18 protein-coding genes are annotated in these 23,909 nt (G+C 57.9%); 4 read left to right on the top strand and 14 right to left on the bottom strand.

What is annotated here, in order from left to right; all coding sequences use genetic code 11:
* Positions 1–106 precede the first annotated feature (106 nt).
* From ACWGZX_RS04290 to ACWGZX_RS04305, 4 genes are all read right to left on the bottom strand, one after another.
* Positions 107–3,403, bottom strand: coding sequence for a DEAD/DEAH box helicase (locus ACWGZX_RS04290; RefSeq protein WP_452627417.1), 3,297 nt, complete (start codon positions 3,401–3,403; stop codon positions 107–109).
* 45 nt (positions 3,404–3,448) lie between these two features.
* The gene (locus ACWGZX_RS04295) at positions 3,449–4,186 is read right to left on the bottom strand and encodes an S-methyl-5'-thioinosine phosphorylase (RefSeq protein ID WP_452627418.1); all 738 of its coding nucleotides are present in this window, start codon (positions 4,184–4,186) and stop codon (positions 3,449–3,451) included.
* A gap of 12 nt (positions 4,187–4,198) precedes the next feature.
* Positions 4,199–5,209 (bottom strand): beta-N-acetylhexosaminidase, encoded by a 1,011-nt coding sequence (gene nagZ / locus ACWGZX_RS04300; protein ID WP_223511670.1) that lies wholly within the window; start codon positions 5,207–5,209, stop codon positions 4,199–4,201.
* Positions 5,210–5,367: 158 nt separating this feature from the next.
* A complete protein-coding gene (locus tag ACWGZX_RS04305) occupies positions 5,368–6,075 on the bottom strand; it encodes a TetR/AcrR family transcriptional regulator (RefSeq protein WP_223511672.1) in 708 nt (235 codons plus the stop codon).
* 229 nt (positions 6,076–6,304) lie between these two features.
* On the opposite strand from ACWGZX_RS04305, the gene lexA reads away from it, so the two are divergent.
* Positions 6,305–6,913: a transcriptional repressor LexA gene (gene lexA / locus ACWGZX_RS04310; RefSeq protein WP_223511674.1), complete on the top strand. Its 609-nt coding sequence runs from the start codon at positions 6,305–6,307 to the stop codon at positions 6,911–6,913.
* Positions 6,914–6,923: 10 nt separating this feature from the next.
* Complete coding sequence (gene sulA, locus ACWGZX_RS04315) at positions 6,924–7,397, top strand: SOS-induced cell division inhibitor SulA (RefSeq protein ID WP_452627419.1); 474 nt, start codon at positions 6,924–6,926, stop codon at positions 7,395–7,397.
* A 91-nt stretch (positions 7,398–7,488) separates the two neighbouring features.
* On the opposite strand, the gene ACWGZX_RS04320 is transcribed toward sulA, so the two are convergent.
* From ACWGZX_RS04320 to ACWGZX_RS04350, 7 genes are all read right to left on the bottom strand, one after another.
* A complete protein-coding gene (locus ACWGZX_RS04320) occupies positions 7,489–7,722 on the bottom strand; it encodes a hypothetical protein (protein WP_007944145.1) in 234 nt (77 codons plus the stop codon).
* A gap of 152 nt (positions 7,723–7,874) precedes the next feature.
* Positions 7,875–8,399, bottom strand: coding sequence for a DUF6586 family protein (locus tag ACWGZX_RS04325; RefSeq protein WP_452627420.1), 525 nt, complete (start codon positions 8,397–8,399; stop codon positions 7,875–7,877).
* Between the two features lie 182 nt (positions 8,400–8,581).
* On the bottom strand, positions 8,582–11,209 hold the full coding sequence (topA, locus tag ACWGZX_RS04330; RefSeq protein WP_452627421.1) for a type I DNA topoisomerase: 2,628 nt from the start codon (positions 11,207–11,209) through the stop codon (positions 8,582–8,584).
* Positions 11,210–11,323: 114 nt separating this feature from the next.
* Complete coding sequence (locus ACWGZX_RS04335) at positions 11,324–11,560, bottom strand: DUF1653 domain-containing protein (protein ID WP_452627422.1); 237 nt, start codon at positions 11,558–11,560, stop codon at positions 11,324–11,326.
* 99 nt (positions 11,561–11,659) lie between these two features.
* On the bottom strand, positions 11,660–12,835 hold the full coding sequence (gene fadA / locus ACWGZX_RS04340) for an acetyl-CoA C-acyltransferase FadA (protein ID WP_008007076.1): 1,176 nt from the start codon (positions 12,833–12,835) through the stop codon (positions 11,660–11,662).
* Between the two features lie 29 nt (positions 12,836–12,864).
* Positions 12,865–15,012: a fatty acid oxidation complex subunit alpha FadB gene (fadB, locus tag ACWGZX_RS04345; protein WP_452627423.1), complete on the bottom strand. Its 2,148-nt coding sequence runs from the start codon at positions 15,010–15,012 to the stop codon at positions 12,865–12,867.
* Positions 15,013–15,549: 537 nt separating this feature from the next.
* A complete protein-coding gene (locus ACWGZX_RS04350) occupies positions 15,550–15,987 on the bottom strand; it encodes a hypothetical protein (protein WP_452627424.1) in 438 nt (145 codons plus the stop codon).
* A 103-nt stretch (positions 15,988–16,090) separates the two neighbouring features.
* Here ACWGZX_RS04350 and ACWGZX_RS04355 point away from each other — a divergent pair, with 103 nt between their 5' ends.
* Positions 16,091–16,528 (top strand): universal stress protein, encoded by a 438-nt coding sequence (locus ACWGZX_RS04355; RefSeq protein ID WP_452627425.1) that lies wholly within the window; start codon positions 16,091–16,093, stop codon positions 16,526–16,528.
* A gap of 191 nt (positions 16,529–16,719) precedes the next feature.
* On the opposite strand, the gene ACWGZX_RS04360 is transcribed toward ACWGZX_RS04355, so the two are convergent.
* The gene (locus ACWGZX_RS04360; protein ID WP_452627426.1) at positions 16,720–18,639 is read right to left on the bottom strand and encodes an ATP-binding cassette domain-containing protein; all 1,920 of its coding nucleotides are present in this window, start codon (positions 18,637–18,639) and stop codon (positions 16,720–16,722) included.
* 213 nt (positions 18,640–18,852) lie between these two features.
* Here ACWGZX_RS04360 and ACWGZX_RS04365 point away from each other — a divergent pair, with 213 nt between their 5' ends.
* Positions 18,853–20,781 (top strand): transglycosylase SLT domain-containing protein, encoded by a 1,929-nt coding sequence (locus tag ACWGZX_RS04365; protein ID WP_452627427.1) that lies wholly within the window; start codon positions 18,853–18,855, stop codon positions 20,779–20,781.
* 73 nt (positions 20,782–20,854) lie between these two features.
* Here ACWGZX_RS04365 and ACWGZX_RS04370 read toward each other — a convergent pair whose 3' ends face one another.
* Positions 20,855–21,889: a Fic family protein gene (locus ACWGZX_RS04370; RefSeq protein WP_452627428.1), complete on the bottom strand. Its 1,035-nt coding sequence runs from the start codon at positions 21,887–21,889 to the stop codon at positions 20,855–20,857.
* Positions 21,890–21,957: 68 nt separating this feature from the next.
* Complete coding sequence (locus ACWGZX_RS04375) at positions 21,958–23,733, bottom strand: ABC transporter transmembrane domain-containing protein (protein WP_452628962.1); 1,776 nt, start codon at positions 23,731–23,733, stop codon at positions 21,958–21,960.
* Positions 23,734–23,909: the final 176 nt, after the last annotated feature.

The following is a 23,909-nucleotide window of genomic DNA, read 5'->3' on the forward strand; positions in this document are numbered from 1 at the left end:
CGCTCCCACATTTGGATCTGTGTTTGCCCACCATGATGGGAACGCCATAGACCTACTATGGGAGCGAGCCTGCTCGCAAAGGGGCCATCACTAAAGAAACCCGCTGTCAGGACTTGGAGTTGGGCAGCGGTGCAAACAGCGCCTCAATCTCAGTCTGCTCAAGCTTCCATCCTCCGGTCATCCCGCCTTCAAGCACAGCACCCGCCAAAGCGGCCTTTTCCTGCTGCAAAGCCTGAATTTTCTCCTCCACTGTGCCCCGAGCAATCAGCTTGTAAACAAACACCGGTTTGTTTTGCCCAATCCTGTAGGCACGATCGGTCGCCTGATTTTCCACCGCCGGGTTCCACCATGGATCGAAATGGATCACCGTGTCCGCCGCCGTCAGGTTCAGACCTGTACCGCCGGCTTTCAGACTGATCAGAAACAGCGGCACTTTACCGCTCTGGAAGTCTTTGACCGGCGTGCGCCGATCCGTCGTATCACCGGTCAACAACGAGTAACCGAGACCACGCTGCTGCAACTCCGCCTCAATCAAGGCGAGCATCGAAGTAAATTGCGAAAACAGTAAAATCTTGCGGCCTTCACTGAGCAACTCTTCCAGCATCTCCATCAAGCTGACCAGTTTCCCACTGCCAGAACGAAGCGACTTTGCAGTGATCGTCGATTTGACCAGCCGCAGATCGCAGCACACCTGACGCAGCTTGAGTAACGCGTCAAGGATGATGATTTGACTGCGCCCAACGCCATTGAGGGCTATTTCGTCACGCACCTTCTTGTCCATCGCGACGCGAACGGTTTCATACACATCCCGTTGCCCATCGCTGAGATCAACCCAATGCACAATCTCGGTTTTTGGCGGTAATTCGGTTGCTACCTGGTCTTTCTTGCGACGAAGCAGAAAGGGTTTTATCCGGGCCGTAAGATGTTGCATCCGCTCACTATTTGCGTGCTTCTCGATCGGCGTGCGGTAGTCACGATTGAAGGTTTTGCTGTCGCCAAGCCAACCCGGCAGTAAAAAGTGAAACTGGGACCACAGTTCGCCGAGGTGGTTTTCCAGCGGTGTGCCAGACAAACACAGTCGCTGACGGGCCTGTAGGTCGCGGGCTGCCTGAGCAGCTTTACTGACCGGGTTCTTGATGTTCTGCGCCTCATCGAGAATCAGCACACTCCAGACTTGTGGCTGCAAAACCTCTAGATCCCGAGGCAGCAGCGCGTAGGTGGTCAACACCAAATCGTATTCAGCAAGACTGGCAAAATCTTTTTGCCGGGCGGAGCCATGCAGCGCCAGAACTTTCAATTGCGGGGTAAAGCGCGCCGCTTCGTCGAGCCAGTTCGGAATCAGGCTGGTTGGCATTACGGCCAGCGCCGGAAGATCAAGGCGCCCGGCCTGCTTTTCCGTCAGCAAATGCGCCAGGGTTTGCAGGGTTTTCCCCAGCCCCATGTCGTCGCCCAGGATGCCGCCGACCTCTAACTCGCGAAGGGTTTGCATCCAGTTCAGGCCTTCAAGCTGATACGGTCGCAGTGTTGCCTTGAGACCCACAGGCGCCGAGACTTGAACATGGGTCGACTCTCGCAATCGTTGCGCAAAACTGCGCAGTCGCTCGCCGCCTTGCCAGACCAGCGGAACGCCTTCCAGCAAACTCAGGCGCGCGGCATCCGGAGCACTCAAGCGCAACGAATCGCCCTGATGCGATCCCAGGTACAACTCGCCAAGGGTGGCCATCAGCGGCTTGATCCGGCCATAGGACAGCGCCACTTTGCTTCGGGGCTTGCCACCTGAATTCCCGGCGCCAAGTTCGATCAGCAGTTGTTCATCATCGTTACGTTGAGCCAGGCTTTCGGGGTCCATCAACTGTGGCTGGCTACGCAGCAAATGCAGCAGTATCGGCAGCAGGCTGTGACGCTCGCCATTGACGACGATCCCCAATTGCAGATCGAACCACTGGAGCCCCGACTCTTCCTCGACCTCGGCATACCACTCTTCCACTGACTGCAAGTTGAAGTGAAAGTTATCGCTGATATCGATCAGCCAGTTTTTCGCCCGCAGTGCCGGGACCCCGTCCTGCGCAAAGGCAAGCCAGGCGGTATCATCCGGCAGGGTGAACATTTCGCCTGGACGGTCCAGGCTGCTTTTACGTGTAGCCTTTCTAAAACCGTGTTTTTGCAGGGCCTGGCGCAAGGCTTTTTCGGCGACGGGGTTGCGCTGGATACGCTGGGTTTCCGTCCCGGAAAGGATCAACACTTCCGGGTTCCGGTCCGACGTCGGATGGCCGTTATAGGTAAACACCAATGCCGCACGGTGCTCTGGCTCGTGCTGCCAGCGGATGTAGCGCTTGCCGCTGGCAAGGGTCAGGTGAGCCTCAGGAAAAATGCCGTCGATGATCCGCTCTGTCAGCGCATGGGGTGCCGGAGCTACCCGCGTCGCGGCGCTCATCCGATGGCTGAACTGCATCGCCTGCCGCGCCGGAATATCGGGAGCCAAGGACAAGTGGCAAGCCAGCTTTTCGTCGAGTTCACTGAATAGAGGTCCAATTTGCAGACGCTCGCGATCCAGATAGTACAAGGGTTCCAGCGCCAGGATCGTTTCCACCGAGGCTTCGTCGCTACCCCATTGCGGGCGAAAACTGCCGTTGGCCTGTTCGGCCCAGATAAATTGGCCGGTTCTTCTCATTCCTGGCGTTAAAGGTTGTGGCTGTTCGAGATCGAGGAAAAGGCGCGAAGTTCGCAACAGCATTTCAATCAGTTCAGCGCCACTGCTGCCTTCCAAGGGATAGCCGGCGTAATAGGCATGATGGGAGTGAACGGCGACCAACAGCCTGGCGATGCGCAGATCCAGTTCAGTCAAGTAACCGGGTTGCCGAATAAGCGTATCCGACAGCGAGTACACCGATTTGATGTCTTGCAGGCGGCTGTCCTTGAGCTGACGGGCCTTGAAAATTTCCAGCGTCCATTTCCCGGCAGTGGGCGTTGCCCGGAGTTTGTAAAACAGGCGCGTACTCGTTACCTGCGCCGGCTCATCGGCGGCATTGCTTGCAGAAGGAATTCCGTCAAGCCAGCGCTCCAGTTCACGGTTCAGGTGAACAGGGTCAGAACTGTCAGGCGCCGCGACCGGAAGGTCCTGTAAGTGATAAATAACGGTTGCGCAATGTTTGCAATCAATCACTACGGGGCATGAGCAAGAGCAGTCCAGCTCAAAATCGCCATTGGCATCTTCAATCAGTTCGATGTGCTGTTCGTAGACGTTACCTTCAGAGCCCCTACAGGTCGCCCGAACCAACACATCATCTAGCTCGAGGATTTTCACCCGATGCTCATGGGCGTATCTACGCGCCTTGTCGAGGGCACGATGACTGAACTCATCCGCCCATGGCAGCTGTTGAAGTTTCTCGATGATTGCCGACATACACTCGATGCTTATTAAAATGAATCAATTATGGTTGTGTACAACTTAGTCTTTTAGCACCCGCACCAACGTCGACTTCACCTTCCCCATCCCGTCCTGCAACGCCTGCTCTATCTCGGCCATGGTAATCACCGCCGTCGACTTGCCCGCCGCCGGGTTCACTACCAGCGCCAGACACGCATAGTCCAGTGCCAGTTCACGCGCCAGTGCCGCTTCCGGCATGCCGGTCATGCCCACGATGTCGCAGCCGTCACGCTCAAGGCGCGCGATTTCAGCGACGGTTTCCAGCCGAGGGCCCTGGGTGCAGGCGTACACGCCATGACTGCTGTAACCCACGCCTTCAGCCGCCAGCGCCGCGATCAGCTGCTGACGTAGCGGCTCACTGTAGGGATAGCTGAAGTCGATATGGGTGACGTGTTCCAGGTCATCGACGAAATAGGTGTGTTCGCGACCGCTGGTGTAATCGATCAGTTGATGTGGCACGCAGAAATGCCCGGTGCCCATCGCCGTATGAATTCCACCCACGGCGTTGACCGCGAGGATCGCTTCCGCGCCGGCCTGCTTCAATGCCCAGAGGTTGGCGCGGTAGTTCACCTGATGCGGCGGAAAACGGTGCGGATGACCGTGACGCGCGAGGAACAGCACTTCCTTGCCGGCGTATTCACCGATCCGCACTTCAGCCGAGGGTGCGCCGTAAGGCGTGTCCACAACCAGTGACTGACGAATGCTCAGGCCTTCGAGTTGAGTCAGGCCGGTGCCACCGATAATCGCGTAAACCGTCATAACACCACACCCTTATTCGATCAGTTGAGCCTCTTTGAGCGCGCCGACAGCTGCCAGCCAGCGTGGGTTTTGACGGTATTCGATATTGGCGTATGACTGGCCGCGCATCCGCGCAATACGCTCGGACGGCTTGACCTTCAGGCGCTGGGCGGCGCTCAGCGCCAGTTCCGCAGCAGCGCGGTCGTTGCACACCAGGCCCATGTCACAGCCGGCGGTCAGTGCGGCTTCGATACGGCTGGCGGCATCGCCGACCACGTGGGCACCGGCCATCGACAGGTCATCGCTGAAGATCACGCCATCGAATTGCAGCTCGCCGCGAAGGATGTCCTGCAACCAGCGGCGGGAGAAGCCGGCAGGCTGGGCGTCGACTTGCGGGTAAATAACGTGGGCCGGCATGACGGCGGCCAGTTGTTTGCTCAGTTTGGCGAACGGCACCAGGTCATTGGCGCGGATCTCGTCGAGGCTGCGCTCGTCATTCGGGATGGCGACGTGGGAATCCGCCTCAGCCCATCCATGACCGGGGAAATGTTTGCCAGTGGCGGCCATACCGGCACTGTTCATGCCACGGATGAATGCACCGGCCAGCAGCGCTGCGCGCTCTGGATCACCCTCGAACGAACGGGTCCCGACAACAGCGCTGCGCTGGTAATCCAGATCCAGCACCGGAGCGAAACTGAGGTCGAGGCCGACGGCCAGCACTTCGGTGGCCATGATCCAGCCACACTGCTCAGCCAGGTATTCGGCATTCGGATTGTCAGCGATGGCGCGCATGGCTGGCAGTCGCACGAAGCCTTGGCGCAAACGCTGAACGCGGCCGCCTTCCTGGTCCACCGCAAGCAACAGATCAGGACGAATGGCGCGAATCGCGGCGCTCAACTCGCGCACCTGACGCGGGTTTTCGATGTTGCGGGCAAAAATGATCAAGCCGCCCACTTCAGGCTGACGCAACAATTGGCGATCTTCAGCCGTCAGCCAGGTACCGGCGACGTCCACCATCAACGAGCCTTGCAGGCCAGCAGTCATAGAGATTCCTTGAGAACGAGAAACCCGGCCCGCGCACATGCACCACCTTGGGCAATGCCCGGCAGGTCGGCGATACAAATGGGGGACGGGTTCAGAACGAGAGTCGGCATGGGCGGCTAGCTTAGCGGATGTCAGCTGCCGCGCCCACCCGTGCGCGGTTAAACCTTGGCGGCAGCCGAGGCGGACTTGCTACGTGGACGCAGCTGTGCGGCGGCCATGGTCGTGTCGGTCACGCCGGTTTCAGCACGCATGCCCGCGGCCAGGAACGGCACCATCAATCGCATCACCTGCTCAATGGAGGTGTTGACGCCGAAATCGGTCTCGGCAATCGCGCGCAGGGCCTTGATCCCCGACATGCTGAACGCCGCAGCACCCAGCATGAAGTGCACGCGCCAGAACAACTCGATCGGAGGGATACGTGGCGCGGCTTCGTTGACCAGCATCATGTACCGGCGGAACACTTTGCCGTACATGTCTTCCAGATAACGACGCAAGTGGCCCTGGCTCTGACTGAACGCCAGACCCAGCAGACGCATAAAGATGGAAAGGTCGTTACCGCTACGCGGCTGCACGACAAGGGCTTGCTCGACGAGGATTTCCAGCAGCTCTTCAAGGGTCGGCTTGTTTTCAGGCTTGGCCTGACGCCGCTCCAGCTCTTTATCGAGGCTAATGCAGAACGGCCCGAGAAAGCGCGAAAAGACGGCTTGAATCAATGCCTTCTTGGAGCCGAAGTGATAGTTCACCGCCGCCAGATTCACACCGGCCTTGCTGGTGATCAGACGCAACGAGGTTTCAGCGAAACCTTTTTCCGCGAACAACTGCTCGGCAGCATCGAGAATGCGTTCAACGGTTTCCGACTGGGCCATGGCTACTCCGCCTGACAAACACTTGTTTGAAACATACGTTTCAGCCTGTGTATTGTCAAGCTTGGCCGTTCGTTTTGGGAATGCTCGGTCAGCTATTTAACCACACAACGGCAAAGCTTCAAGCGGCGGACAGATCGACCGTCCGGCGGCCTGCAAAAAAAGGGGCATTGCCAAGATGCTTTCACTGTATATAATCCCAGTCACTGTATAAAAAGACAGAGCGATCAAAATGCTAAAGCTGACGCCACGCCAAGCAGAGATTCTGGCCTTCATCAAACGCTGCCTCGAAGACAACGGCTACCCGCCGACCCGCGCGGAAATCGCTCAGGAACTGGGTTTCAAGTCGCCCAACGCGGCAGAAGAACACCTGAAGGCGCTGGCCCGCAAAGGCGCCATCGAGATGACCCCGGGCGCTTCCCGCGGCATTCGCATTCCAGGTTTCGAAGCCAAGAACGACGAGTCCACCCTGCCGATCATTGGTCGAGTGGCCGCCGGCGCTCCCATTCTGGCCCAGCAGCACATCGAAGAGTCCTGCAACATCAACCCTGCTTTCTTCCATCCGCGAGCCGACTATTTACTGCGTGTTCATGGCATGAGCATGAAGGACGTCGGTATTTTCGACGGAGACCTTCTGGCCGTGCACACCACGCGCGAAGCCCGTAACGGCCAGATTGTGGTTGCGCGAATCGGCGACGAAGTGACGGTCAAGCGCTTCAAGCGTGATGGCAGCAAGGTCTGGTTGCTTGCCGAAAACCCTGAATTTGCCCCTATCGAAGTGAACCTGAAAGATCAGGAACTGGTGATCGAAGGCTTGAGCGTCGGCGTGATTCGCCGCTAAAGGAGGCTTTATGCAGTTCCCACACACACCACAACAAGCCCAACTGCCACTGTTCGAGGCGTTCATGGCGCAGCCATTAGCGCCGATTATGAAAGAAGTGGTCGAGTCGCCGTGGAGCGCCGAACCCGAAGTCTTCAGTGAGCTGTCGCTACGTGGTGCCGCCGGGAACTGCCTGAACCTTCTGGCACCGATTCTCAGGGAACTGAGTCAGGACCAGGACGCACGCTGGCTAACATTGATTGCCCCGCCAGCAAGCCTGACCCAGGCCTGGCTGCGGGACGCCGGTCTTAACCGCGAACGCATTTTGCTGCTGCAACCTCGCGGCACTCAGAGCGCCCAACAGTTGACTTGCGAAGCCTTGCGCCTGGGCCGCAGCCACACGGTGGTCAGCTGGCTGAACCCATTGAACACAACTTCACGGCAACAGCTGATCAGCGCCGCCCGAACCGGGGACGCACAGAGCTTGAATATTCGATTGGGTTAACTGAGTAACAATGCGCGCATTGAACTGCGCGGGGCTTCTCCAAGGATAGAGAAGCCGACTTGTAGCGATTCCCGTAATCCGACGAGCGGGATCAGTGAAGGACGCGAGAACCCTGATCTTTATCAAATTCGCCTTCAACCAGGCGTCCTGCCATCTGAACGCCGACGCTTAACATCGCCTTGGCGACTTCCACGTACTGACCTTGCAGGAACGCTTTGGCATCCTCGGAGAAATCCAAAGTAACCAGAGAACCCTCGTCCTCGGCCCTGCGCAGCTCGATACGGCCGTCTGGTAACTCGACAATTTCTAGAAAGGACGTTGGCATAAAGGTTTGTTCTCCACGAAAGGCGGGGATTATATAGGCATCGGTCAGGCTTCGCTCGGCAACTTGACCAGATGTCATGGCGAGGAAATAACTTTTTGCACTCATCCCTGAGCGGATACCCCACCGGGGCATCCGTCTTACCACTTAATCCTTCAGCACTCGTTTAACCCTTCGCGAAACCGGATCGCCAGCCCCTTGAGGTTCTGACGCCAGCTTTCCAGCTCTTCCCGGCCTAACTCTTTAGGCGCCTCTTCTTCATCCAGGTTAACGGCCAGGATCAGCGGCTGAGTCACGTCGCCTTTAGGTTTGTGCGGGACGCGAGGAGGTTGAAACAGCGCCGCATGGGCCGCCAACAACTTGGCTAGCCAGGTTTCAGGGTTTTGCGCGAGCTCGACCATCTCGGCCATTTCAGGAATGGCAATGGTTTCGAGCACTTCACGAGTCAGCAACAACTCAGCCCGAGGTGCATTGGCCTGCGGTAGCCGATAGAACCCGGCGATTTCATGACACAACCCCAGTAGGGCACCGTACAGGTGAAACAACGCCGATTCGCGACCCGCCTGGATCAGCGCCAGAGAGTTCATTGCCCGCCCCTCTTCGGCCCTGGCGAGCGCTTCCAGCGACAGGCCGGCGAAATAAATCTTCTGATTGGTACGGGTATAGAGTTCGTGGGCCATGACGGCAGCCTCCACAACGAAATAATTGCTTCACGCAGGTCAGACAGTGTCGTGGATCTCCTCGGCCTCCCGCAAGCACAAAACAAAAAGGCCGCATGAAAACCCGAGGGTTGTCATGCGGCCTTTTGTCTGTGGCGAGGGAGCTTGCTCCCGTTGGCCGACGGAGTCGGCCCACTATCCTTTTAAGCCTTTGCAGCCGGACGCTTGTCTTCAACCTTCCACTTGCCGCCGTCGTAGTACGCCTTCCAGCCAGTCGGCTTACCGTCGACTTCTGTTTGCACATACTGCTCTTTGGTCTTGCGGCTATAACGGATCACCGCAGGGAGACCGTCCGGATCTTTCTTCGGTGCTTCGCAGAGGAAGTGATACTTCGGATCGATCTCGTCCTTGTGCGGAACAATTTCCATGACCAGCGGAGCACGGGTCTCGCGGTTTTTCGGGAATTGGCTGGCCGCCAGGAACAGGCCGGAAGCACCGTCGCGCAGGATGTAGGTGTCGTTGACCTTTTCGCATTTCAGCTCAGGCATCTTCACCGGGTCCATTTTCGGCGGCGCTGCGTCACCGCTCTTCAGCAGTTTGCGGGTGTTCTTGCACGTCGCGTTGGTGCAACCGAAGAACTTGCCGAAACGGCCCGTCTTGAGCTGCATCTCGCTGCCGCACTTGTCACACTCAAGGCTCGGACCTTCATAGCCTTTGATGCGATAGGTGCCCTCTTCGATTTCGTAGCCAGAGCAATCCGGGTTGTTACCGCAGATGTGCAGCTTGCGCTTCTCGTCGAGCAGGTAAGCGTCCATCGCCGTGCTACAGATCGGGCAGCGGTGCTTGCCACGCAGAACCAGCGACTCGGATTCACCTTCGTCGTCCGCGGCGATTTCATCACCCGGCACCAGATTGACGGTGGCCTTGCAGCGCTCTTTCGGTGGCAGGCTGTAGCCCGAGCAGCCGAGGAACACGCCCGTCGAGGCTGTACGAATCTGCATCGGACGACCACAAGTCAGGCACGGAATGTCGGTCATGACCGGCTGGTTGGAGCGCATGCCGCTTTCTGCGCTTTCGGCGACTTCGAGTTTCTTCTTGAAGTCACCGTAGAACTCGTCCAACACGTTTTTCCAGTCGCGCTCACCCTGGGCTACGTCATCGAGGTGCTCTTCCATGCCGGCGGTGAAGCCGTAGTCCATGAGATTGGAGAAACTCTCGGACAGACGCTCAGTGACGATGTCGCCCATCTTTTCCGAATAGAAACGACGGTTGTGCAGCGCTACATAGCCACGGTCCTGGATGGTCGAAATGATCGCTGCGTAGGTCGAAGGACGACCGATACCGCGTTTTTCCATTTCTTTAACCAGGCTCGCTTCCGAGTAGCGCGCAGGCGGCTTGGTGAAGTGCTGGGTCGGATCAAGCTTGATCAGCTTCATCGCGTCGCCCTGAGCCATGTCCGGCAGCACATCGTCGTCGCCCGGCTTGGCAATTTGCGGCATGACGCGGGTGTAACCATCGAACTTGAGGATGCGGCCCTTGGCACGCAGCTCAAAATCGCCAGCACCGACGGTGACGGTGGTCGACAGGTATTGCGCCGGCAGCATCTGGCAAGCGAGGAACTGACGCCAGATCAGCTCGTAGAGCCGCTCAGCATCACGCTCCATGCCCGACAGCTTGCTCGGCTCGGTGTTGGCATCGGAGGGACGAATCGCTTCGTGAGCCTCTTGTGCGCCTTCCTTGCTGCTGTAGACGTTCGGGGTTTCCGGCAGGTACTTCTTGCCGAATTCGCCTTCAATATAAGTGCGCGCCATCGTCACGGCATCGGCCGAGAGGTTGGTGGAGTCAGTACGCATGTACGTGATGTAGCCGGCTTCGTACAGACGCTGGGCCATCATCATGGTTTTCTTCACGCCGAAGCCCAGGCGATTGCTCGCAGCCTGTTGCAACGTGGACGTGATGAACGGGGCCGACGGCTTGCTGCTGGTCGGCTTGTCTTCACGCTTGACGATGCTGTAGCTGGAAGCCTTGAGCTTTTCCAGCGCGGCCATGGCCTGGGTTTCGTTGAGCGGCTTGAAGGCTTCGCCTTTCTCGCGAGCCACGTCAAAGCGCACAGTCGCGCCCTTGGCGGTGCCGAGGTCAGCGTGGACTTCCCAGTATTCTTCCGGGTTGAACGCACGAATTTCACGTTCGCGCTCAACGACCAGTTTTACCGCCACCGACTGCACACGACCGGCGGACAGGCCACGGGCGATCTTGGCCCACAGCAACGGCGAAACCATGTAACCCACAACGCGGTCGAGGAAACGACGCGCCTGTTGGGCGTTTACACGGTCGATATCCAGTTCGCCCGGCTTGGAGAAGGCTTCCTGAATCGCCTTCTTGGTGATTTCGTTGAACACCACGCGCTTGTAGCGGCTGTCGTCACCACCGATGGCTTCGCGCAGGTGCCAGGCAATGGCTTCCCCCTCGCGATCCAAGTCGGTTGCGAGATAGATGGTGTCAGCATCTTTGGCGAGCCGGCGCAGCTCTTCGATGACTTTTTCCTTGCCCGGGAGGATCTCGTACTTGGCTTTCCAGCCATGATCGGGATCGACGCCCATGCGCGAGACCAGCTGCTTGCGCGCTTTCTCTTTCGGCGTGAGCACCGGACCTTCACCCGCGGCGGCCTTGCCGCGCTTGGCGGCTGGCTCTTTGCTGGCGCTAGCCGAACCGCTGGTGGGCAGGTCTCGGATATGGCCGATACTCGACTTCACCACGTATTGGTTACCCAGATACTTGTTGATGGTCTTGGCCTTAGCCGGGGATTCCACAATGACCAGCGATTTGCCCATGGATCAGAAAATTCCTGAATTCTAGAAGTGAAAGGCGGTTGGCGCCTGACGCGGCACCGCTATATATAGTGGCTACAAGGTGAGGTCAAGCGCAGGGTTCTGCACGCACTCCCCTTATGGCTTCGGAAAAACGCTCGGTTCGGCTTGCACCAAAGCAAAGCGTGGCACCTGTTCGCCGTCAACTTCGACCGACTCCAGGAACATGCTCACGGGGCGCACCCAAAAGCCGTAATCGCCATACAGGGCTTGGTAGAAGACCACTTCTTCTTCGGTTTCCGAATGCCGCGCAACAGCGAATACGCGGTACTGCGGACCTTTGTAATGTTCATAGAGCCCAGGTTGTATCGGCATGGTTTGGCCCTCACTCAAATCTTTTCAAAATAAAAACAAAAATAAATTCAGAAAAACAAAAACCGGGGCACTTGGCCCCGGCTTCCGTCAACGGAACGCTTAAACGCGTTCGAAGACGGTGGAGATGCCTTGGCCGAGACCAATGCACATGGTAGCCACCCCGAAGGTGCCGCCATTTTGCTTCATCACGTTCAACAGCGTGCCGGAGATACGTGCACCGGAGCAACCGAACGGGTGACCCAGGGCGATCGCGCCGCCGTGCAGGTTAACCTTCTCGTTCATCTTGTCGAGCACTTTCAGATCTTTCAGCACTGGCAGGGCCTGTGCAGCGAAAGCTTCGTTGAGCTCAAAGAAGTCGATATCGTTAATACCAAGGCCCGCGCGCTTCAGTGCTTTTTGTGTAGCCGGTACTGGACCATAGCCCATGATTGCCGGATCCACACCTGCCACTGCCATCGAACGAATCACGGCCATAGGCTGGATGCCCAAGTCCTGTGCACGCTGCGCCGACATCACGATCATGCACGAAGCACCGTCGGTGATCTGCGACGAGGTACCGGCTGTCACGGTGCCGCCTTTCGGGTTAAACGCTGGCTTAAGAGCCGCCAGGCTTTCCAGGGTGGTTTCCGGACGAATGGTCTCGTCGTAGTCGAACAGTTTCAGGAAACCATTCTCATCGTAGCCCTGCATCGGGATGATTTCGTCTTTGAACTTGCCCTCCAGCGTCGCTTTATGAGCGAGCTGGTGGGAGCGCACGCCGAACGCGTCCTGTTGTTCGCGAGTAATACCGTGCATTTTGCCCAGCATTTCAGCGGTCAGGCCCATCATGCCCGAGGCTTTCGCCGCGTACAGGGACATGTGCGGGTTCGGATCGACACCGTGCATCATGCTCACGTGGCCCATGTGCTCGACGCCGCCAACGACGAACACGTCACCGTTGCCGGTCATGATCGCTTGCGCTGCAGTGTGCAGTGCGCTCATCGACGAGCCACACAGACGGCTGACGGTCTGACCGGCAGCGGTGTGCGGGATCTGAGTCATCAGGGACGCCATGCGAGCGATGTTCCAGCCCTGCTCCAGGGTCTGGTTTACACAGCCCCAGATCACGTCTTCGACTTCGCTCGGGTCGACCTTGACGTTGCGTTCCAGCAATTTGCTGATCAGGTGCGCCGACATGTCTTCGGCGCGGGTGTTACGGTGCATGCCGCCCTTGGAGCGGCCCATCGGAGTACGACCGAAGTCGACAATCACGACGTCTCTAGGATTCAAGCTCATAAGTTCACTCTCACTCTAGTTGGGGGCGCTTAACCGAAGAAGCTCTGGCCGTTTTTGGCCATTTCGCGCAGCTTCTCGGTCGGGTGGTACAGCGCGCCCAAATCAGCGTACTGGTCAGCCAGGGCAACGAACTCGGCAACACCGATCGAATCGATGTAGCGCAGTGCACCGCCACGGAATGGAGGGAAACCAATACCGTAGACCAGACCCATGTCGGCTTCGGCAGCGGTTTCAACAATGCCGTCTTCCAGGCAACGCACGGTTTCCAGGCACAGCGGGATCATCATCCAGTTGATGATGTCTTCGTCGGTGACTTCGCGCTGCTCGTAAACGATCGGCTTGAGCACTTCCAGTACCGAAGGATCGGCGACTTTCTTCTGCTTGCCGCGCTTGTCGGTCTCGTAGGCGTAGAAGCCCTTGCCATTCTTCTGGCCCAGACGCTTGGCTTCGTAGAGCACGTCGACAGCCGAACGGCGGTCGTCTTTCATGCGGTCCGGGAAGCCTTCAGCCATGACGTCACGACCGTGGTGACCGGTGTCGATGCCGACCACGTCCATCAGGTATGCCGGGCCCATTGGCCAGCCGAATTTTTCCATGATCTTGTCGATACGGACGAAGTCCACACCGGCGCTGACCAGCTTGGCGAAACCGCCGAAGTACGGGAACAGTACGCGGTTGACCAGGAAGCCCGGGCAGTCGTTGACGACGATCGGGTTCTTGCCCATTTTCTTGGCGTAGGCAACGGTGGTGGCAACGGCCACCTCGCTGGACTTCTCGCCACGAATCACTTCAACCAGCGGCATCATGTGCACCGGGTTGAAGAAGTGCATGCCGACGAAGTTTTCCGGGCGCTTGAGGGCTTTGGCCAGCAAGGTGATGGAAATGGTCGAGGTGTTGGACGCGAGGATGGTGTCCTCTTTGACCTTGTCTTCCACTTCTGCCAGAACGGCTTGCTTGACCTTAGGGTTCTCGACGACTGCTTCAACCACCAGATCCACGTGACCGAAATCACCGTAGGACAGGGTCGGACGGATGCCGTTGAGCACTTCAGCCATTTTTGCCGCGGTCATGCGACCTTTATCAACGCGACCGACCAGCAGCTTGGCGGCTTCAGCCAGGCCTTGCTCGATGCCGTGCTCGTTGATGTCCTTCATCAGGATCGGCGTACCTTTGGAGGCCGACTGATAGGCGATACCACCACCCATGATGCCGGCGCCCAATACGGCAGCCTGCTTCACGTCTTTAGCGATTTCGTCGTAGGCCTTGGCCTTTTTCTTCAGTTCCTGATCGTTCAGGAACAGACCGATCAAGCTCTGCGCAGCAGAGGTCTTGGCCAGTTTGACGAAACCTGCAGCTTCGACTTCCAGCGCTTTGTCGCGACCGAAGTTCGCGGCTTTCTGGATGGTCTTGATCGCTTCAACCGGCGCCGGGTAGTTCGGGCCAGCCTGGCCGGCCACGAAACCTTTGGCGGTTTCGAAAGCCATCATTTGTTCAATGGCGTTCAGCTTCAGCTTTTCCAGCTTCGGCTGACGCTTGGCCTTGTAATCAAATTCGCCGGAAATGGCACGCTTGATCAGTTCCAGAGCTGCTTCTTGCAGCTTTTCAGGAGCAACCACTGCGTCCACAGCGCCGACTTTCAGCGCGTCTTCAGGACGATTTTCCTTGCCGGCGGCAATCCACTCGATGGCGTTGTCGGCACCGATGAGGCGCGGCAGACGCACAGTACCGCCGAAGCCTGGGTAGATGCCCAGTTTGACTTCCGGCAGACCAATCTTGGCATTGGTGGACATGACGCGGTAGTCCGCTGCCAGGCACATTTCCAGACCGCCACCCAAGGCGATGCCGTTGATTGCCGCGACAGTCGGGACGTTGAGGTCTTCGAAATCGCTGAAAATCTTGTTGGCTTCCAGATTGCCAGCAACGAGCTCGGCATCAGGCAGCTTGAAGTTTTCAACAAATTCGGTGATGTCGGCGCCGACGATGAACACGTCCTTGCCACTGCTGACGATCACGCCCTTGATCGAAGCATCTGCCTTGATGGTGTCTACAGCCTGACGCAGTTCGTTCAGGGTTAGACGGTTGAACTTGTTGACGGACTCACCCTTGAGGTCGAATTTCAATTCGACGATGCCACTTTCAAGAGCCTTAACCGTGATGGCTTTACCTTCGTAAATCATCAACTGATCTCCACGATATGGAAGCTGAACAGTACACGTCGGACGCAGGCGAATGGCTCGGCAGGACGTTAAACGTCAATGCTACGCCAATCCACCCGGCACACCCGCCAACGCGATAGTCGGGATTCTGTAGGAGCGGTCTGTAATACAAACGCTCAATTCATACGCCCGTTTGATTTGGGTACACCACCTTCACGGAATTTCCGACAATTGTCAATCGCCCAAAATACGGGTTGAAACGCGACTTTGCGGTCACTTCCGTACTGCGAAGATCTACAACACACGAATGGATGCGAGATCATTCATAGAATCAATAGTTAGAAAATTCGCCCTAATTCGCTGCAGCCCGCGTTTAACAAGCTACGCTGGCACGAACCCGAAGAAAAAATGTGAACGTTTTGGGCGAATGCCCGGCGTAAGAACAGCCCTACAGCGAATTACCGGCCTGCCTGGCCAACTCCAGCCCGATGATGATGTCGGGCTTTTTATTGTCTGTCTGCGCCATTTCGTGCCATTGCAGCGCGAAATATTCTCGGCTTACGCCAGCGCTTTCAGCACTGCGTCAATGTCTTGCAACACCGTAGCATCGCCCTTCTCGCCCCAATACAGGGTGATCATCTGCTTGTCCGCCTCGACCTTATAGACGTTGGCTGGCAACTTTTCGAAATGATTGAGTAGCGCTCGATCCTCGCAAACCTCCTGCCACTGATTCACCCACACACCCGGCGATTTTTGCCAGTAACTCCAGCACAGAGGCTGATTGCCACGGCGCGGCCGATGGTACTGCGCGCAAGGGCTCGGTGGCTCCTGACTCAGCCAATGCGGCCACTCTTGGGGCGCCAACTGCATGGCCAGGCCGATACGTCGCGCCTCCATGCGCAGGGCCATTCGCCCGCTCTGACCACGAGACGGCCGCAACCATGCCAGCGGGCTAAGCACCACCAGCAGGATTGACACCACTATCCAGACCGTCATATCTGTACTCCCGATTCTTGATGAGCGCATTCAGTCACTTTGGAGCCAATGCGCTTGAAACCAGCCATACTTACCAATATTCAATCCTCAGGAGGAGCACCTCATGCCCTACAACCATATTCTGGTCGCTGTAGATCTAACCGAAGAGTGCGACCCTGTAATCCACCGCGCTCGCGAGCTGTCGGTGAGCAACGGGGCGACGTTGTCCCTGGTGCACATTGTCGAGCCAATGGCCATGGCCTTCGGCGGCGACGTCCCCATGGACCTGTCACAACTGCAACAACAGCAGTTCGATCAGGCCAAGGAGCGTCTCGAGCAACTGAAACGCAAATACACGGAACTCGAAAGTGCCAACTGCCACCTGACCTATGGCCAGCCACGCCAGGAGATCCACCTCTTTGCCAAAGAGAATAAATGCGACCTGATCGTGGTGGGCAGCCATGGCCGACACGGCCTGGCATTGCTACTGGGGTCGACCGCCAACGACGTGTTGCACGGTGCTCCTTGCGACGTGCTGGCGGTACGCCTGATCAAAAGCTGATAACACTAAACCTGTAGGAGCCGAGCTTGCTCGCGATGGCGGCCTGTCAGTCCCATAGATATTGACTGACAGGGCCTCATCGCGAGCAAGCTCGGCTCCTACAGGAGCTCTACAGCGACCAGTAGATCGTATTCCATACGAAAAGCCCGGCGTTCATCACTGAACGCCGGGCTTTTTTGTTACTGGATCAATCAGGCATCCAGTTCGGCCCAACGCTCGACCATCACGTCGAGCTCAGCCTGCAACTGCTCCAACTGAGTAATCACAGCAGCCGACTCGGTAGCAGGTCGCTGATAGAAACCGGCATCAGCCATTTGCGCTTCAACCACAGCAATTTGCTGTTCCATGGCTTCGATCTGACCCGGCAACATTTCCAGCTCACGCTGCAACTTGTAGCTGAGCTTCTTCTTTGCCACTGGCGCTTCAACAGCCGCAACGACGGGCGCAGCTTCAGCTGTCACAACTGCGGAGGTCAGGTCGGCTTTGCCGGACTTGCTCTCGGTCACGCCCAGCAGGCGCGGCGAGCCGCCCTGACGCAGCCAGTCCTGATAACCACCGACGTATTCGCGAACCTTGCCTTCACCTTCGAAGACCAGGGTACTGGTGACCACGTTGTCGAGGAATGCCCGGTCGTGACTAACCATCAACACGGTGCCGTTGAAGGTCAGCAGCACCTCTTCCAGCAGTTCGAGGGTTTCAACGTCGAGGTCGTTGGTCGGTTCGTCGAGGACCAGCAGGTTCGCCGGCTTGCTGAACAGTTTGGCCAGCAACAGACGGGCACGCTCACCACCGGACAGCGCCTTGACCGGCGTGCGGGCACGCTGCGGGCTGAACAGGAAGTCGCCGAGGTAGCTCAGCACGTGACGGCTCTGACCATCGATATCGATGAAGTCGCGACCTTCGGCCACGTTGTCGATCACAGTCTTTTCGAGGTCCAGCTGATGGCGCAATTGGTCGAAGTAGGCCACGTCGATGCGCGTCCCTTCTTCCACTTTGCCGCTGGTTGGCTGCAGACCGCTGAGCATCAGCTTCAGCAGTGTGGTCTTGCCGGTACCGTTGGCGCCGAGCAGACCGATACGGTCGCCGCGCGTCAGGACCATTGAGAAATCCTTGATCAGGAACGGGCCGCCCGGGTGAGCAAAGCTCACATTCTCGAGGACCATCACCTGCTTGCCGGACTTGTCGGCGGTATCCAGCTGGATATTGGCCTTGCCGGTGCGCTCACGACGTTCGCTACGCTCTACGCGCAACGCTTTCAATGCGCGAACACGGCCTTCGTTACGGGTGCGACGGGCCTTGATGCCCTGGCGGATCCAGACTTCTTCCTGGGCCAGCTTTTTGTCGAACAGCGCGTTGGCGGTTTCTTCAGCCGCCAGCGAGGCTTCTTTGTGCACGAGGAAACTGGCGTAGTCGCCGTTCCAGTCGATCAAGCCACCGCGATCCAGTTCGAGGATGCGGGTCGCGAGGTTTTGCAGGAATGAACGGTCGTGCGTGATGAACAGCACGGCGCCCTGGAAATCCTTCAGCGCTTCTTCGAGCCAGGCGATTGCACCAATGTCCAGGTGGTTGGTCGGCTCGTCGAGCAGCAGCAGGTCCGGTTCGGAAACCAGCGCCTGAGCCAACAGGACGCGACGACGCCAGCCGCCGGACAATTCGGCGAGGGTCTTGTCGGCTGGCAACTGCAGACGGCTCAATGTGCTGTCGACCAATTGCTGCAAACGCCAGCCATCGCGGGCTTCGAGGTCGTGCTGGACGTGCATCAGCTTGTCCAGATCGGCGTCGGTGACGATGTTCTGACTCAGGTGGTGATATTGCGCGAGCAACTCGCCCACACCGTCCAGGCCTTCGGCAACCACGTCGAACACGGTCCGCTCGTCGGCTACCGGCAATTCTTGCGGCAATTCGCCAATCTTGAGGCCGGGTGCGCGCCAAACGGAGCCGTCATCGGGCTTCTGGTCGCCCTTGACGAGCTTCATCATGCTGGACTTGCCAGTGCCATTGCGGCCGATGATGCACACCCGCTCACCACGGGCGATCTGCCAGGACACCTTGTCCAACAACGGCATAGCGCCGAAAGCAAGGGACACATCGCTGAATTTGAGCAGGGTCATGAGCTTCTCCAAAAACCGGGCGCGCATTCTACCTGACTTGAGGCTTCAGAAGGCCGGCAATTTCACTCTCGAAGCACTCTGCATAACAAATGTTGCGAACTTATGCCGGCGGGCCTGCAAAGCTTTCGCCCGTTGCTGGCAAAAGGCTAAGCTACAGATTATTCAGCGCGGGCATTGCCCGCACTTGTCATGATTTCTCTGCCCGGATGTCTCATGCGCAGTCGCCTTTTCAGTCTTTTGTCTTGCCTGCTTCTTTCTGCCACTGCCTTTCAGTCTGCCCAGGCAGTGGACCTGTCCACCCAACGTCAGTATTACGATGAAGCCAAGCGTGCCTTGGCCAAGGGCGATTCCGGTCCTTATTTTCGTTACAGCCAGGCCCTCAGTGATTACCCGCTGGAGCCGTACCTCGCCTATGACGAGTTGACCGCTCGCCTGAAAACCGCAAGCAATGCCGAAATCGAGAAATTCCTCGCCGAACACGGTGACCTGCCGCAAGCCAACTGGATGAAATTGCGCTGGTTGCGCTGGCTGGCAGAGCGTGGCGACTGGGCGACTTTCGTCAAGTATTACGACCCCAAACTCAACTTCACCGAACTGGACTGCCTGAATGCGCAGTACCAGATCACCCACAATCAGAAGGCTGAGGGTTATGCCAACGCCAACAAACTGTGGCTGACCGGCAAATCCCAACCGGAAGCTTGCGACACGCTGTTCGGACTATGGGCTGCCGACGGTCAACTGACCGAGCAAAAACGTTGGGAACGTACCAAGCTCGCCGCCCAGGCGCGCAATTACCCACTGGCCAACAGCCTCGTTAATGGCCTGACCAGCCTCGCCCCGCGCGGTCGGCTGCTGATTGATGTGGCGCAAAAACCTGAACTGCTCAACCAGCCTTCGCGCTTCACTCCGGCTGACGAACCGATGTCCGACGTGGTCAGCCTCGGCCTGCGCCGCCTGGCCAAACAAGACCCGGACAAGGCCATGGCCCTGCTCGACGGTTATGCCAGCAGCATGCACTTCTCCCGCGATGAAAAAGTGGCGATCGCCCGGGAAATCGGACTGACCCTCGCACGACGTTTCGACAGCCGGGCACTGGACCTGATGATCAAGTACGACCCGGAACTGCGCGACAACACGGTGTCTGAATGGCGTCTGCGGTTGTTGTTGCGCCTGGGCCGTTGGGACGATGCCAATCAGTTGACCCGGCGCGTGCCCCAGGACCTGGCGACCACCAATCGCTGGCGCTACTGGCAGGCCCGCAGCCTTGAACTGGCCCAGCCACAGAGCACGGAAGTGCAAGCACTTTATAAAAACCTCGCTCGCGAGCGTGACTTCTATGGTTTCCTCGCCGCTGATCGTTCGCAATCCCCGTATTCGCTGGTCAATAAACCGCTGGTGTTGAGCCAGGCGCTGATCAACAAAGTGCGCAACACGCCGGGCGTTCGTCGCGCCCTGGAATTCCACGCACGCGGGCAGGTCGTCGATGGTCGCCGCGAGTGGTACCACGTCAGCCGACACTTCAGCCGTGACGAAATGGTCGCCCAGGCAAAACTGGCCTATGACCTGAAATGGTATTTCCCGGCTATCCGCACCATCAGCCAGGCACAGTACTGGGACGATCTGGACATCCGCTTCCCGATGGCCTACCGCGAACCGATGGTCCGTGAAGCCAAAATCCGCGGCCTGCATCCAAGCTGGGTGTTCGCCATCACTCGCCAGGAAAGCGCCTTCATGGCTGACGCCCGCTCCGGTGTCGGCGCCAGCGGCCTGATGCAACTGATGCCCGCCACCGCCAAGGAAACCGCGCGCAAGTTCAGTATCCCGCTGGCCTCGCCGCAGCAAGTGCTGGACCCGGATAAAAACATTCAGCTTGGCGCCGCGTACCTGAGTCAGGTCCACGCCCAGTTCAACGGCAACCGCGTCCTCGCCTCCGCTGCCTACAACGCCGGCCCCGGCCGCGTGCGCCAGTGGCTGCGTGGCGCAGACCACCTGAGCTTCGACGTCTGGGTGGAAAGCATCCCGTTCGACGAAACCCGTCAGTATGTGCAGAACGTGCTGTCGTATTCGGTGATTTACGGCCAGAAGCTCAACTCGCCACAGCCGCTGGTGGATTGGCATGAGCGGTATTTTGACGATCAGTGATCCGGAATTGAAGCCCTAACAAAAAACGCCCGCATTGAGAAATGCGGGCGTTTTTTTTGGGGAGTACAACCCGCTAAGTCGATCTGAGCCGCGCCACAGTTTGCTCACCAAACTCGGTCAGGCGATATCGCTGAACCGGACTGCGAGGTGAATCAGGATCAGTCATTACAATCAAACCGACAGACAATGCAGGCTTGAGATAGTTAGCCCTAAAAGTCGCCTTGTGAGCCAACCCGACTATTGTCATCAGATCGTTAACCTTCAGTGGAGCACTGCCTCGCAGAGCAATTAGCAGCTTCGCTACTTGGTCGGTTACTTGGTCGGTTACTTGGTCGCTTGCCGGTTCGCTTCGGGCCGTTTCCTTCAGCGCAAGACTTAAAGCTTGCAGCATGAACTCGACAAAAGGCGTCGATTCAGCCGACTGATCAGCTGCTGACAATGCGGCGTAATAGGCGTCCTGCTGCTCTCGAACCACCGCTTCGACCGGAAGATAAGCCAACACTGGCCGCCATTGACTGAGTATCAAGGTTTGCCAGATTCGCCCCATCCGCCCATTGCCATCGGCGAAGGGATGGATGAACTCGAATTCGTAGTGGAAAACGCAGCTAATGATCAGCGGGTGCCAATCGGAAAAACCCACCCATGCGAGCAAGTCATCAATCAAATGCGCAACGCGACTCGGTGGAGGTGCCATGTGAACCAATTTGTCCCCACGGTAGATGCCTACTCCGGCTCGACGAAACTGTCCGCAGTCGTCAATCAAGCCCTCCATCAGCAACGCATGAGCACGAAGTAAATCGCTTCGGTTGCTCGGCTGCCAATCCGGCATGGATTCGTAAGCCGCAAAAGCATTACGCACTTCCTGAATTTCTCGCGGCAACCCCAGCACTCGCTGCCCCGCCAGAACAGCAGTCACTTGCTCGATACTGAGGGTATTGTTCTCAATGGCCAAGGACGCCTGAATCGTACGAATACGGTTGCTGCGACGTAACTGAGGTGTCTGCAGCCGCTCATCCACAGCCGTAAGCTGACCGATTTGCTCACTGATTTCGGCGATCAGGGCCAATATTCTCGTGGTCAGGGTCAACGGTGGTTGATATAGACTCATTTCCTCATCCATGCTTGCAACTGAGGCCGACATGATGCCCGAACACGGCCGCATTCAGCAGCTCTCATTCACGCCGCTTCGTGCCCATCACTAAACTGCAACGCCGCCAGCCTTGCATACAATGCATTGCTCGCAATCAACGCCTGATGCGTCCCCACCGCCACTAACTTCCCCTGATCCATCACCGCTATCCGGTCAGCGTTTTTCACGGTGGCCAAACGGTGGGCAATGACCAGCGTGGTGCGGTTTTTCATCAGGCTTGGCAGGGCCTGCTGGATCAAGTGTTCGCTCTGGGCATCGAGGGCGCTGGTGGCTTCGTCGAGCAACAGGATCGGCGCATCCACCAACAATGCCCGGGCGATGGCCAGGCGTTGGCGCTGGCCGCCGGATAGACCGAGGCCACCGTCGCCCAGATGCGTCTGGTAACCGTTGGGCATTTGCTCGATGAAGTCGTGGGCGTAGGCGATTTTTGCTGCTTCTTGAACTTGGGCCAAGGTGGCATTCGGGTTGCCGTAGCGGATGTTCTCTTCGATGCTGCCGAAGAACAGCGCCGGGTTTTGCGAGACCAATGCGAAGCAGCGACGCAGATCGAGCGGATCAAGGTGAGTCAGCGGCACTCCATCCAGCAGAATCTGTCCGGCGGCCGGATCATAAAAGCGCAGCAGCAGGTCATACACCGTGGATTTTCCAGCGCCGGAAGGCCCCACCAGCGCGAGGGTTTCACCCGCATTAATGGTCAGGCTCAAGCCATCGACGGCGTAGCTTTCCGGTCGCGAGGGGTAGGAAAAACGTACGTCCTGCAGAACCAGATCGCCCTTCACCCGCTCCGGCAAGGTCACCAGACCGGTGGTCGGCGGCTGGATGATGTTTTCCGAACGCAGCAATTCGGCAATCCGCTCGGCCGCTCCCGCCGCTCGCTGCAACTCGCCGATCACTTCGCTCAAGGTGCCAAAGGCGCTGCCGACGATCAGGCTGTAGAAGACAAACGCCGCCAGTTCACCCGCCGAGATCCGACCCGCAATCACATCCATGCCACCGACCCACAGCATGACGCCCACCGCGCCCAGCACCAGCACGATCACCAGCGTGATCAGCCAGGCGCGTTGGAAGATGCGTTTACGCGCGGTGTTGAACGCTTCTTCCACGGTCACGGCAAAACGCTGCTCATCCTGAACCTGATGGTTGTAGGCCTGCACAGTTTTGATCTGGCTGAGGGTTTCGGAAACGTAGCTGCCGATATCAGCGATCCGGTCTTGACTGAGGCGCGACAGGTTGCGCACCCGGCGGCCGAAAATCAGGATCGGGGCGATGACCAACGGCAAGGCGACGACCACGATGCTGGTGAGTTTGGGATTGGTGATAAACAGCAGCACAATCCCTCCGATGACCATCAGCAAATTGCGCAAAAACAGCGACAACGAAGAGCCGATCACCGATTGCAGCAACGTTGTATCGGCGGTCAGCCGCGACTGGATCTCGGAGCTGCGATTGTTTTCGTAGAAGCCCGGATGCAGATAGACAAGGTGGTTGAACACTTGTCGGCGGATGTCCGCGACCACGCGTTCGCCGATCCACGACACCAGATAAAAACGCGCGAAGGTGCCGATCGCCAGTCCCACCACCAGCACCATAAACAAGCCGATGGATTGATTGAGCAAGTGCGGTGACTGGGTCATGAACCCCTGATCTACCAGCAGGCGAATGCCCTGCCCCATCGACAAGGTAATGCCGGCGGTGACAATCAACGCGAGCAAGGCGCCAAAGGCTGGCCAACGATAGGGCGCAAGAAAGCGCAGGGCCAGGCGGATCGCGCGGCGGTGACGGGCAGAGAGCATCGCAGTTATCCAGGAACGCCAATGAAAGGGCCAGCCTACACTGTCAGACGCAAAACCCTGTAAATCACAATGAGTCAGGTTAATTATGACCGCGATGACTAGTCTCTAGACGCTATTGGTCTAAAGTCCGGGTGGCAAGGTTTTTAAATTTCTGGTGGACTGACGTTACCGCTTGGGAAAGATCG

Source organism: Pseudomonas sp. CLCA07, assembly GCF_053615335.1.

Bases quoted from the DNA above. Each gene is read 5' to 3' on its own strand.
- ACWGZX_RS04365 (WP_452627427.1), top strand. From the start codon at position 18,853: ATGCGCAGTCGCCTTTTCAGTCTTTTGTCTTGCCTGCTTCTTTCTGCC.
- fadA (WP_008007076.1), bottom strand. From the start codon at position 12,835: ATGAGCTTGAATCCTAGAGACGTCGTGATTGTCGACTTCGGTCGTACT.
- ACWGZX_RS04355 (WP_452627425.1), top strand. From the start codon at position 16,091: ATGCCCTACAACCATATTCTGGTCGCTGTAGATCTAACCGAAGAGTGC.
- ACWGZX_RS04370 (WP_452627428.1), bottom strand. From the start codon at position 21,889: ATGAGTCTATATCAACCACCGTTGACCCTGACCACGAGAATATTGGCC.
- ACWGZX_RS04305 (WP_223511672.1), bottom strand. From the start codon at position 6,075: ATGGCCCAGTCGGAAACCGTTGAACGCATTCTCGATGCTGCCGAGCAG.
- ACWGZX_RS04320 (WP_007944145.1), bottom strand. From the start codon at position 7,722: ATGCCAACGTCCTTTCTAGAAATTGTCGAGTTACCAGACGGCCGTATC.
- ACWGZX_RS04350 (WP_452627424.1), bottom strand. From the start codon at position 15,987: ATGACGGTCTGGATAGTGGTGTCAATCCTGCTGGTGGTGCTTAGCCCG.
- topA (WP_452627421.1), bottom strand. From the start codon at position 11,209: ATGGGCAAATCGCTGGTCATTGTGGAATCCCCGGCTAAGGCCAAGACC.
- ACWGZX_RS04290 (WP_452627417.1), bottom strand. From the start codon at position 3,403: ATGTCGGCAATCATCGAGAAACTTCAACAGCTGCCATGGGCGGATGAG.
- nagZ (WP_223511670.1), bottom strand. From the start codon at position 5,209: ATGACTGCTGGCCTGCAAGGCTCGTTGATGGTGGACGTCGCCGGTACC.
- ACWGZX_RS04295 (WP_452627418.1), bottom strand. From the start codon at position 4,186: ATGACGGTTTACGCGATTATCGGTGGCACCGGCCTGACTCAACTCGAA.
- ACWGZX_RS04335 (WP_452627422.1), bottom strand. From the start codon at position 11,560: ATGCCGATACAACCTGGGCTCTATGAACATTACAAAGGTCCGCAGTAC.
- fadB (WP_452627423.1), bottom strand. From the start codon at position 15,012: ATGATTTACGAAGGTAAAGCCATCACGGTTAAGGCTCTTGAAAGTGGC.
- lexA (WP_223511674.1), top strand. From the start codon at position 6,305: ATGCTAAAGCTGACGCCACGCCAAGCAGAGATTCTGGCCTTCATCAAA.
- ACWGZX_RS04360 (WP_452627426.1), bottom strand. From the start codon at position 18,639: ATGACCCTGCTCAAATTCAGCGATGTGTCCCTTGCTTTCGGCGCTATG.
- sulA (WP_452627419.1), top strand. From the start codon at position 6,924: ATGCAGTTCCCACACACACCACAACAAGCCCAACTGCCACTGTTCGAG.
- ACWGZX_RS04325 (WP_452627420.1), bottom strand. From the start codon at position 8,399: ATGGCCCACGAACTCTATACCCGTACCAATCAGAAGATTTATTTCGCC.